Here is a 10,871-nt window from a genome sequence, read left to right as displayed (position 1 = left end):
CGCCCTCAATGTCCGAGCCGGGTCATTCCTCACCTCCGCGACGCGATATCCTGGATGCATGGCAGCAGAAAAGGCGAAGCGCAGCGGACGTATTCGGCAGATGTTCGAGATCTACCGCACCACCAAGGTGCACGATACGAACCTGCCGTGGATCCTGCTCCTGTGCTTCGTGGCGCCGATTCTGGTGTCCGTACTGCTCGCCTGGCTGCTGCCCGGCAGCTGGTTCGCGTGGATCCTGTGGCCGGTCACCGGCATCCTCGTCGGCATTCTCCTCGTGATGATCGTGCTCGGCCGTCGCGCGGAGCGCACTGCGTACGACCAGATCGAGGGGCGACCCGGCGCGGTCGGCGCAGTCGTGCAGAGCGCCCTGCGCCGTTCATGGCGCGGGTCCGAGACCCCGATTGCCATCAACCGGAATCAGGACGCCGTGTACCGCGTGGTCGGCCGCGGAGGGGTCGTCCTGATCTCCGAGGGCTCGCGCCAGCGCACGCAGCGCATGGCAGCCGATGAGGAGCGGAAGGTGAAGCGGGCGCTCCGCAATGTGGAGGTCGTCCACCTGTATGTGGGTCCCGACGGCGACGGCATCCCGCTCTCGAAGCTCTCCCGCACGCTCGTCAAGCTGAAGCCGGTCATGAGCCGCAACGAGGTCGGGGCGGTCTACACGCGTCTGTCGTCACTGCAGAGCTCGCCGGTCGGCATTCCCAAGGGCATGGACCCGAACCGCGTTCGCTCGCAGCGCCCGCGCTGATACATGCCGTCCTCAGCTCCCCAGCGTTTCGGCGAACTCGAGCCGAGCCAGTGGCCCGGCGAACGGCTCGGGCTCCCAGACGAGGGACCAAGATCGGTGGCGCGGGTGGGTCGGCGCGTCGTGGCGATCCTCATCGACTGGGGCCTCGCAGCGCTTCCCGCCTACCTGCTCATCGGCGGCGCCCACCCGGAACTGTGGAATGTGCTCGTGTTCGCCATCCTGCAGATCGTCTTCATCCCGACGATCGGCGGGTCGCTCGGCCATCGCATCGTGGGGCTTCGCGTTGTACCGCTCACCGGCGGGTGGGTCGGGCCGTGGAGGCCGATCGTCCGAACGGTGCTCCTTTGCCTCGTCGTCCCGGTGCTCGTCTGGGACTCGGATCAGCGCGCGTTCCACGACAAGATCGCCGGAACCGTGCTGATCCGGTCCTGACACACCCGTATCGCGAGGCATCGTGCATCGGGTCCGCGTAACCTCCGTGAAACACACGACTCATGGTTTTGAAATCAAGGTCCCCTAAGGTGGAGACACACGATCGGCGCGGTGAAGATCCGATATCCGCGGCCGGAACGAACCCGAGGAGCAGAATGTTCACCACCCCGCAGGAAGTCATCGACTTCATCAAGGACACCGATGTGAAGTTCGTCGACATCCGTTTCACCGACCTGCCCGGGGTGCAGCAGCACTTCAACATCCCGGCTGCGACGGTCGACGAGGACTTCTTCGAAATCGGCCAGATGTTCGACGGCTCCTCGATCCGCGGGTTCGCGGGCATCGCTGAATCCGACATGCAGCTCATCCCCGACGTCTCGACCGCGTACCTCGACCAGTTCCGCGCAGAGCGCACGCTGATCGTCATCTGCGACATCTTCAACCCGCGTACCGGCGAGATCTATTCGAAGGATCCCCGTCAGGTCGCGAAGAAGGCGGAGCAGTACCTGGCGTCCACCGGCGTCGCGGACACGGCGTTCTTCGCCCCTGAAGCCGAGTTCTACATCCTCGATTCGGTCAGGTACGAGACGACTCCTCGCCGCACGATGTACGAGATCGACTCGGAAGAGGCGAGCTGGAACTCCGCGCGCGAGATCGAGGGCGGCAACCTCGGCAACACGACGCACGAGAAGGGCGGCTACTTCCCCGTCTCCCCCGTCGACAAGCAGGCGGATCTGCGCGACGACATCTCGCTGCGACTCATCGAGGCAGGCCTGAAGCTCGAGCGTTCCCACCACGAGGTCGGCGCTCCCGGCCAGGCCGAGATCAACTACCGCTTCGACACGCTCGTCAAGGCGGCGGATGACGTGCTCAAGTTCAAGTACGTGGTGAAGAACACCGCTGAGCTGTGGGGCAAGACCGCGACCTTCATGCCGAAGCCGGTCTTCGGCGACAACGGCTCGGGCATGCACACGCACATGTCGCTGTGGAAGGGCGGCGAGCCCCTCTTCTACGACGAGAACGGCTACGCCCAGCTCTCCGATATCGCGCGCTGGTACATCGGCGGGATCCTCCATCACGCCCCTGCGCTGCTCGCGTTCACGAACCCGACGATCAACAGCTACCGTCGCCTGGTCAAGGGCTACGAAGCCCCCGTGAACCTCGCCTACTCTGCCGGCAACCGTTCAGCAGCGGTGCGCATCCCGCTCACCGGTTCGAACCCGAAGGCCAAGCGCATCGAGTTCCGGGCGCCCGATGCCTCGGGCAACCCGTACCTCGCCTTCGCCGCGCAGATGATGGCCGGGCTCGACGGGATTCGCAACCGCATCGAGCCGATGGACCCGATCGACAAGGATCTCTACGAGCTGCCCCCGGAGGAGGCCAAGAACATTCCTCAGGTGCCGGGCTCGCTGGAAGAGGCGCTCGCCGCGCTCGAGGCGGACCACCAGTTCCTGCTCGAAGGTGACGTGTTCACCGAGGAGCTCGTCGAGACCTGGATCTCGTTCAAGCGCGATGCTGAGATCGCCCCGATGGCGCTGCGGCCGCATCCCTTCGAGTTCGAGCTCTACTACGGCGTGTAACGCTCGCGAGGCGCTCGTACGGCGGCCCCGCTCCTGATCATAGGAGCGGGGCCGCCGTGTGCGTTGCGGAGGTGTCGTGGGCGCAGAAGCGCCCCTGCTCGCGTGCGGCGATTCGGGGCGCGATAGAGCGGCGCGACGGCTGTGTCGCACCGGTTCGAAGGGACTAGGACTCGAGTTCGTCCTCGAACTCGGCGCCGTCTTCAGCGAGCAGCGCCTCGAGGAACCTTTGCAAATACTGCATAACGATCAGGTTACGCTTCCGGTGAGGTTTGCGCGAGCGTTTTCGGTGAACGGTGTCCGAATTCCGTTTTGCTTGTCGTCGTTCGGCGCTGTCGAGCGACGTCCGATCATGTCACGTTGAACCGAGGAGCATCCTCGTATCCGAAGAACTCCCGTTCGAAGACGGCGCGCGCCCGGCGAGACACTGCGAACCACCGTTCCTCGAGTTCAGACGTGTGCGTCCGGGACATGCCGAGTACGCCCGCGATCCCCGCCAGGTCGTTCCAACCCGTGGGCAGTGAATTCGAAGAGCGGCCGGTCCACAGCTTCAGTGCCGTGCGCACCCGGCTCGCGAAGCGCCAAGAATCGAGCAGGTGTTCGATGTCGTCTTCCCGCAGGAGGCCGACCTCGCCCGCCGCCTGGAGGGCCGCGACCGTCGACACCGTGCGCAGCGCAGGGTGCTCTGCGCCCGAACGCAATTGGAGAAGCTGCACCAGCCACTCGACATCGCTGATGCCGCCCGGACCGAGCTTCAGATGCCGCTTGGGATCGGCGCCGCGCGGGAGACGCTCCGCCTCGACGCGCGCTTTGATGCGGCGCACCTCGCGCACCTGTTCTTCGGCGAAGTGCTGAGGGTATCTGATCTCATCGGCGAGCGACACGAAGTCGGCGCCCAGGCGCGCGTCGCCTGCTACCGGTCGTGCGCGCAGGAGCGCCTGCGCCTCCCAGGTGACCGACCAGCGAGCGTAGTAGGCGCGATACGCGTCGAGGCTCCTGACCAGGGGTCCGTTCTTGCCCTCGGGCCGAAGATCGAAATCGAGATCCACCGGGAATCGAGGATCGGCGACCGCTCGCCGCAGCTCGGATATCAGCCTGGTGGCTTCCCGGGAGGCGCGGTCGCTCGCAACGTCCGGTGGTGCACGGAACACGGCGATGAGGTCGATGTCAGACGCGAAGCCCAGCTCCCGCCCTCCGTACCGGCCCATGCCGATCAGCGCCAGCTCGATCGCGGGCGGCGCCTCACCGCCCGATTCCGAGTTCGCCGGAGCTCTGCCGTACGGGGCTGTGCCGCCGCGCACCGAGAGCAGCAGGGCGTCGAGGAGGGCCGTGTGCGCCGCATCGAGACCGGCGGCGACCGCGACATCGTCGATCACCCCGACGATGCGCCCCATGGCGAGTCGCAGCACCTCTCGGCGATGCACCGCTCGAAGCGCGACCGCAGCGGAATCGATGCCGGCTCGCCGCGAGGCGATGGCCCGCATCTCGTCGAAGAGCGTCTGCAACTGCATGGGTTGCAAGGATTCGTCGCGCTCGAGCCACGCAACGGCCTCGGGGATGGATTCGAGGAGCTCGGCGGCGTACCTGGAGTTCGAGAGCACTCGGGTGAGGCGCTCAGCGGCCTCGGTGCCGTCGCGAAGCAGTCGCAGATACCAGGGGGTCTCACGATTCGCCTCGCTCACCCGGCGGAACGCGAGCAGTCCGAAATCAGGGTCGGTTCCATCGGAGAGCCACTGGAGCAGCACCGGCATCAGGTTTCGTTGGATCATCGCTCGCCGGGACGTACCCCGCGTGAGCGCCGCCATGTGGCGCATCGCGCCATCGGGATCCCGGAAGCCCACGCTCGCGAGCCGCGCCCGCGCGGCGTCGCTGCCGAGCACGAGCTCCTCCTCGGGGAGGGACGCTACGGCGCTGAGCAGCGGGGCGTAGAAGATCTTGAGGTGCAGTTGGCGCACCTCTCGCTTTCTCGCCGACCACCGGGAATGGAGCTCCGCGGCGGACGGCGCCAGGCCGGTCGCGCGAGCCAGCACTCGGAGTTCGTGCTCCTCGGTCGGCATCAGCGCCGTGCGGCGCAGGTCGCGCAACTGCAGACGGTGTTCGAGCACGCGAAGGAAACAGTAATCGGACGCGAGGCAGTCGCCGTCGCTGCGCGCGATGTACCCGCCGTCCACGAGCGCTCGCAGTGCCGGCAGCGTGCCGGCGACGTGCAGGCTCTCGTCGTACTGGCCGTGGACGAGCTGCAGGAGCTGCACGCTGAACTCGATGTCGCGGAGGCCGCCGGGTCCGAGTTTGAGCTGCACGTCGAGCTCTTCATCGGCGATGTGCTCGGTGACGCGTTCGCGCATGCGCTGCACGGACCCGACGAAGTCCTCCCGCGACGACGACGTCCACACCAGCGGGCGCGTGTCTGCGACGAAGGCTGCGGCGATCTCCAGGTCGCCCGCCAGGGGGCGCGCCTTGAGCAGCGCCTGAAACTCCCACGCCTTCGCCCACCGATCGTAGTAGCTGCGCATCGAGCCGAGAGTTCGCACGAGCGGCCCGTGCCGGCCCTCGGGCCGCAGGTTCGCGTCGAGCTGCCACAACGGCGGTTCGATCGCCGGATCATGGATGCCTCGCATCACCTCGCTCGCAAGACGGGTGCCGAGACGGATGAGCGCGTCGCCGTCGAGGGCATCGGCATTGCTGCTCTCGACGACGAAGATGACGTCGACATCGGAGACGACATTCAGCTCACCGGCGCCGCACTTTCCCATCGCGATGATACCGAGCTGCAGGGCATCCATTCGTTCCGGCGAAACGACCGGGCCAGATGCACCCGCTGCGAGCGTCGCTCTCGCGACGTGGAGCGAGGCATCGATCGCGGCAGCTGCAAGGCCGGAGAGGGACGCGGCTACCGCCTCGAAGACCTGCTCCGCCCGCCCGTCACGCCCGGCGTAGAGATCGAAGAGCATGAGCTGCGCGAGCAGCTCGCGGTAGCGCGTGCGCAGCGCGATCCACCCCGCCTCTGCGACGAGCGGCTCTGCGGTGTCGCAATCCGACACCGCCCGCAGCAGTTCCTCACGCGCGTCATCCGCCGAGATGACCGCTCCGCCCTCGTGCAAGATCTCAGGAAGCCGGGCCGGGTGCCGCGTGAAGAAATCCCCCAGTGCGGGCGACGCGCCCACCAGTACGCAGAGCCGTGCGAAGTCGTCGAAGTCGATGGCCGCGAGCACGTCGCGGTGCTGTTCCGAGAGCTGCCGCACGCGATGCAGCGCCGCGTCGGGATCCGCCGCAGATGCGAGTCCGGAGAGCAGCGGGGCGATCGGTTGCGCCAATCGCTCTGCCAGTTCCGTCAGTGCGTCCCGTGCGTCAGCCAGATCCTGGAATCCGGCGCGGGCGATCTCCGACAGAGTGACGGTGAAATGCTCGCGTGCCATTCGTCCAGCGTAGACCGATCAGATGGTGTCGAGCATCGATGAGAGCTCGTACGGCGTGACCTGGCTGTGGTACTCGGTCACCTCGCGGCGCTTGTCGCGGATGAAGTAGGCGAACACCTGCTCCCCCAGCGTCTCCGCGACCAGCTCCGAGCGCTCCATCACTGCGAGGGCGTGGTCCAGGCTGGCCGGCAAGGGATCGAAGCCCATGGCGCGGCGTTCCCCGTCGCTCAGGGCCCAGACGTTGTTCTCGGCCTCCGGAGGAAGTTCGTACTCTTCACGAATACCCTTCAAGCCGGCGGCGAGCAGCATCGAGAACCCGAGGTACGGGTTCACAGCGCTGTCCATGCCGCGGTACTCGACGCGCGCCGCGTCGCCCTTGCCCGGCTTGTACATCGGCACGCGCACGAGCGCCGACCGGTTGTTGTGGCCCCAGCTGACGAACGACGGCGCCTCGTCTCCGCCCCAGAGCCGCTTGTACGAGTTGATGTACTGATTCGTCACGGCGGTGATCTCGGGCGCGTGCCGCAGGAGGCCGGCGATGAAGCGGCGCCCCGTCTGCGAGATCTGGTACCTGGCCCCTGGATCGTAGAAGGCATTCGTGTCGCCCTCGAGCAGCGAGAGGTGCGTGTGCATGCCCGACCCGGGTTGCCCGGCGAGCGGCTTCGGCATGAACGTCGCATGCACTCCCTGCGCGATCGCGACCTCTTTGACGACCGTGCGGAAGGTCATGATGTTGTCGGCCGTGGTGAGCGCGTCGGCGTACCGCAGGTCGATCTCGTTCTGCCCCGGGCCCGCCTCGTGGTGGCTGAACTCGACGGAGATGCCGAGTTCCTCCAGCATGTTCACGCTCTCGCGGCGGAAGTCGTGCGCCGTGCCGCCGGGAACGTTGTCGAAATAGCCGGCACGGTCAACCGGTACCGGACCGCGGGCGTCGAACTCCTTCGACTTCAGCAGGTAGAACTCGATCTCGGGATGAGTGTAGAAGCTGAACCCCTGCTCCGCGGCGGTCGCGAGCGTGCGCTTGAGCACGTTCCGCGGATCCGCGACGGCCGGTTCGCCGTTCGGGGTGCTGATGTCGCAGAACATGCGGGCAGTCGGAGACGTCTGGCTGCGCCACGGCAGCAGCTGGAAGGTCGACGGATCGGGCACCGCGAGCAGGTCCGACTCGTACGCGCGCGTCAGTCCCTCGATCGCAGAGCCGTCGAAGCCGATCCCTTCACTGAACGCTCCCTCGACCTCGGCGGGCGCGAGCGCGACCGACTTGAGCGTTCCCGAAACATCGCTGAACCAGAGTCGAACGAACCTGACACCGCGCTCCTCGATGGTGCGCAGAACAAAATCGCGCTGCTTGCTCACGCCTACTCCGTTCGTCGTTGCTGTCTGCGGGCACGTCGCACGCGAAATACGCGCTCCGCCTCCGCCGATGGCCACAGACTATCCCCTGACCGTGACAATCGTGTTACGGCGCGATCAGTCCTCGGCGGCTTCCTCTTCGCGCCATTTGCGAGCTCGCTCGGCGACGATTTCCTCAGCACGTGCGGCTTCTTCGCGCGTCGCGAACGGGCCGATGCGATCGACCGAGAGCGACTGCGGCCCGTCCTCGACCTGACCCGTGCGGGTATTGAACCAGAACGTGTCGGCGGGGTCCTCGATTCCCCACTCCTGCTTGCTCATGTCGGCCTCCACTCAGCGCTCGCGCGCACTCGATGACGTCTGCGTTCGGCTCCGCCTCCCGCACTTCCTAGACTAGAGGCATGCCCTTCGACGCACACGGACACCTGATCCCCGGTTCCCGACCGGCGCCCCGCGCTGTTCCGAGTGCGATCACCCGACCGCCGTACGTCGGCCTCGCTGCTCCGCCCGCGTATGAGGGCGACAACACCTACACGAGCGACGAGGTGGACCGCATCCGAGCCGCGGGTCGCATCGCGGCAGGAGCGCTCGATGCGGTTGCGGAGGCGGTCGCGCCCGGTGCGACCACCGCAGCGCTCGATCGCGTCGCGCACGAGTACGTGACGGCTCACGGCGCTTACCCGTCGACTCTCGGGTACCGCGGGTATCCCGCGTCGTCCTGCACGTCGGTCAACGAGGTGATCTGCCACGGCATCCCGGATGACACGGTCCTGCGAGACGGCGATCTCGTGAACGTCGATGTCACCGCGTTTCTCGACGGCTTCCACGGCGACACCAATCGCACCTTCCGCGTCGGCCGAGTGTCGGAGGAGGTCGACCTGCTCGTCGAGCGCACGCACGAGGCGATGATGCGCGGCATTCGCGCCGCGAAGCCCGGACGCGCGGTGAACGTCATCGGCCGCGTGATCGAGACGTACGCCAAGCGCTTCGGTTACGGAGTCGTCCGTGATTTCACCGGGCACGGTGTCGGCTCGGCCTTTCACACCGGACTCATCGTCCCGCACTACGACTCGGCGCCCGCCTACGGCGACATCATCAAGCCGGGCATGGTGTTCACAGTGGAACCCATGCTCACGCTGGGAACTCACGAGTGGGAGCAGTGGGACGACGGCTGGACGGTGGTGACACGGGATCGGAGTGTGACCGCGCAGTTCGAGCACACGGTGCTCATCCGAGAGGACGGTTTCGAACTACTCACCGTGTCCGACTGAAGCCGGAGAGACGGGAGCCTCGGACGACGCACCCGTGCGCTGTGCAGTGGAATGGGCCGGATCATACGCCGGGTTCTGTTCCGGCCGGCGAACCGGCCGGTGACGATCATCTCTCTCGGAGTACCGTTGCCGGCACTCTCTAGCGGCCTACCCGAGGACTCGGCGGGGCGCGTCATCATCCTCTGTCTGGCCTTGCTCCGAACGAGGTTTACCTGGCCGCCCGTGTCACCACGAACGCCGGTGGTCTCTTACACCACCCTTTCACCCTTACCGAGCGCGGCGAACCACGCCAGGCGGTCTACTCTCTGTTGCACTTTCTCGCGGGTTGCCCCGGGTGGGCGTTACCCACCGTTCTCCCCTGAGGAGCCCGGACGTTCCTCGGCGGTCCCGCTGCCGAGGCGGCGGAACCGACGCGATCGTCTCACCGACCCATTCCAGAGATCAGCTTACTCGACGCGCCCTACTCCTCGTCGACGCGCACGAGAATCGCACCCGTGCCGGGGCAGAAGACGATCTCGTCGGGAGCTGCGGCACGGATTCCGCTCAGCTCGGCGGGGGCGAGCGCCATATTGCTGGCCTCTGAGACATTTCCGCGAAGACGAGCCGCGCCGATCCCGACGCGCTTGCGCAGTTCCTCGTACAGGCCGAGCACGTCGCGCTGCAGTTCGGCCGCGACGCCGGCGCGCTCCTCAGCGTTCGACGCCAACTCGCGATCGATCCGCTGCTCCGCCTCCGAGATACGGGCTTCGATATCGGCGCGTCGCGCGTCGACTCCTGCGAAGAGCTCCTCGGCCAGCGAGAACGCCTGCAGTGCGCGTTCCTGCGCCTCCATGAGTTCGAGTTCGCGATCCTCGAGCTCCGACTGCCGGCGGGTCAGCGTCTCCAGTTCGGCTTGGAGCGCCTGCGCCTCCTTGCTCGAGGTGCTCGCCGCGAGCAGCTGCTCGTCACGGTCGCGTCGCTGCTGCACGAGTGCGACGTCGGCCTCGATGCGCTCCAGGTCAGCATTCTGCGTATCGAGCTCGCGCTGCGCCGCCATGTACTTCGCTCTCGCGTCGGAGGCGTCGCCGCTCAACCCGATGAGTTCAGCCCGCTCGGGCAACGTCGCGCGCTTCCGCCGCAGACGGGCGAGCGTGTTGTCGAGGTCTTGGAGATCGAGCAGGAGTCGCTGCTGCCGCGGGCTGGCCTTCATGGGTGCCAGCCTACCGGCCCCGCCGGGTTCCGGCTCTCACGCCTGGCGGGCGCCGACGGAGAACGTCCACGGGTCGGTGCAGATGCCGCTCACGCGGAACTCGACACCTGGCAGTCGCTCGGCGAGGCGGTCGGCTGCTCCGTCCAACCACAGCGATTCGCTCGCCCAATGCGCGACGTCGACGAGAGCCGGCCCGCCGGAGACAGCACCCGTTTCGACGGCTTCCTGCGCCGGGTGGTGCCGGAGATCGGAGGTGAGGTAGACATCCGCTCCGCGGACAGCTGCGTGATCGAGCAGGCTGTCCCCCGCTCCGCCGAGGAGCGCGACGCGCTGCACGGAGCGATCAGGATCTCCCGAGACCCGCACCCCCGAGATCGTGGCCGGCAGCGCAACTGCGACACGATTCGCGAACGCCCGCAACGATTCAGGCGACTCGAGCTCGCCGATCCGCCCGATGCCGATCGACGGGTCCGACGCGTGCGGCACGATCGGCGAGCTTCCCACGAGACCGAGCCGCTCGGCGATGACGTCGGAGACGCCGCCGGCCGGCTGATCGGCGTTCGTGTGCGCGGCCAGCAGTGCGCAGCCTCCGCGGATCAGCCGCGCGATCAGCGCCCCCTTCGCCGTGTCCTCGGCCAGGGAGTGCACCCCGCGGAGCAGCAGCGGGTGGTGCGTGAGCAGGGCGTCGGCCCCCCATTCGATCGCTTCCGTCACGGTGGCATCGACCGCATCGACCGCGAGGAGCACTCGGCGCAGCGGTGCGGCGTCTGCGCCGGAGACGAGACCGACACGGTCCCACCCCTCAGCGATCTCCCCCGGCCACAGCTCCTCCGCGACCGCTCGCAGATCGGCGAGCTCGAACGATCGTTGCGTCTGGGACATGCG

The 10,871-nt window shown here is 67.2% G+C and carries 9 protein-coding genes and 1 other RNA gene; 4 read left to right on the top strand and 6 right to left on the bottom strand.

Annotated elements, in window-relative coordinates; translation table 11 throughout:
- Positions 1–58: 58 nt before the first annotated feature.
- From ABFX18_RS07300 to glnA (ABFX18_RS07290), 3 genes are all read left to right on the top strand, one after another.
- Positions 59–748: a DUF4191 domain-containing protein gene (locus tag ABFX18_RS07300; protein WP_090148789.1), complete on the top strand. Its 690-nt coding sequence runs from the start codon at positions 59–61 to the stop codon at positions 746–748.
- A 3-nt stretch (positions 749–751) separates the two neighbouring features.
- Positions 752–1,180: an RDD family protein gene (locus ABFX18_RS07295; protein ID WP_211648345.1), complete on the top strand. Its 429-nt coding sequence runs from the start codon at positions 752–754 to the stop codon at positions 1,178–1,180.
- 155 nt (positions 1,181–1,335) lie between these two features.
- On the top strand, positions 1,336–2,760 hold the full coding sequence (gene glnA / locus ABFX18_RS07290) for a type I glutamate--ammonia ligase (RefSeq protein ID WP_090148784.1): 1,425 nt from the start codon (positions 1,336–1,338) through the stop codon (positions 2,758–2,760).
- A gap of 347 nt (positions 2,761–3,107) precedes the next feature.
- On the opposite strand, the gene ABFX18_RS07285 is transcribed toward glnA (ABFX18_RS07290), so the two are convergent.
- From ABFX18_RS07285 to ABFX18_RS07275, 3 genes are all read right to left on the bottom strand, one after another.
- Entirely contained in the window at positions 3,108–6,173 is a 3,066-nt protein-coding gene (locus tag ABFX18_RS07285) for a bifunctional [glutamine synthetase] adenylyltransferase/[glutamine synthetase]-adenylyl-L-tyrosine phosphorylase (protein WP_346057872.1), read from the bottom strand.
- Between the two features lie 18 nt (positions 6,174–6,191).
- The gene (gene glnA / locus ABFX18_RS07280; RefSeq protein ID WP_090148778.1) at positions 6,192–7,529 is read right to left on the bottom strand and encodes a type I glutamate--ammonia ligase; all 1,338 of its coding nucleotides are present in this window, start codon (positions 7,527–7,529) and stop codon (positions 6,192–6,194) included.
- Positions 7,530–7,643: 114 nt separating this feature from the next.
- Positions 7,644–7,847: a methionine aminopeptidase gene (locus ABFX18_RS07275; protein WP_176698323.1), complete on the bottom strand. Its 204-nt coding sequence runs from the start codon at positions 7,845–7,847 to the stop codon at positions 7,644–7,646.
- 80 nt (positions 7,848–7,927) lie between these two features.
- Between ABFX18_RS07275 and map the strand changes: the two genes are divergently transcribed.
- Positions 7,928–8,797, top strand: a complete 870-nt coding sequence (map, locus tag ABFX18_RS07270) for a type I methionyl aminopeptidase (RefSeq protein WP_200328933.1) — start codon at positions 7,928–7,930, stop codon at positions 8,795–8,797.
- A 48-nt stretch (positions 8,798–8,845) separates the two neighbouring features.
- On the opposite strand, the gene rnpB is transcribed toward map, so the two are convergent.
- The 3 genes from rnpB to ABFX18_RS07255 all read right to left on the bottom strand — a co-directional run bounded on the left by rnpB (position 8,846) and on the right by ABFX18_RS07255 (position 10,868).
- Positions 8,846–9,229: RNase P RNA component class A (gene rnpB / locus ABFX18_RS07265), an RNA gene on the bottom strand.
- Between the two features lie 28 nt (positions 9,230–9,257).
- Positions 9,258–9,986, bottom strand: coding sequence for a zinc ribbon domain-containing protein (locus tag ABFX18_RS07260; protein WP_200328935.1), 729 nt, complete (start codon positions 9,984–9,986; stop codon positions 9,258–9,260).
- Between the two features lie 36 nt (positions 9,987–10,022).
- Positions 10,023–10,868, bottom strand: coding sequence for a Nif3-like dinuclear metal center hexameric protein (locus ABFX18_RS07255; protein WP_346057871.1), 846 nt, complete (start codon positions 10,866–10,868; stop codon positions 10,023–10,025).
- Between the last annotated feature and the right edge of the window lie 3 nt (positions 10,869–10,871).

Source organism: Leucobacter alluvii, from assembly GCF_039530485.1.
GTDB lineage: Bacteria > Actinomycetota > Actinomycetes > Actinomycetales > Microbacteriaceae > Leucobacter > Leucobacter alluvii.
The sequence above is the reverse complement of the archived record's forward strand: the minus strand, read 5'-3'. Positions and strand labels throughout refer to the sequence as shown.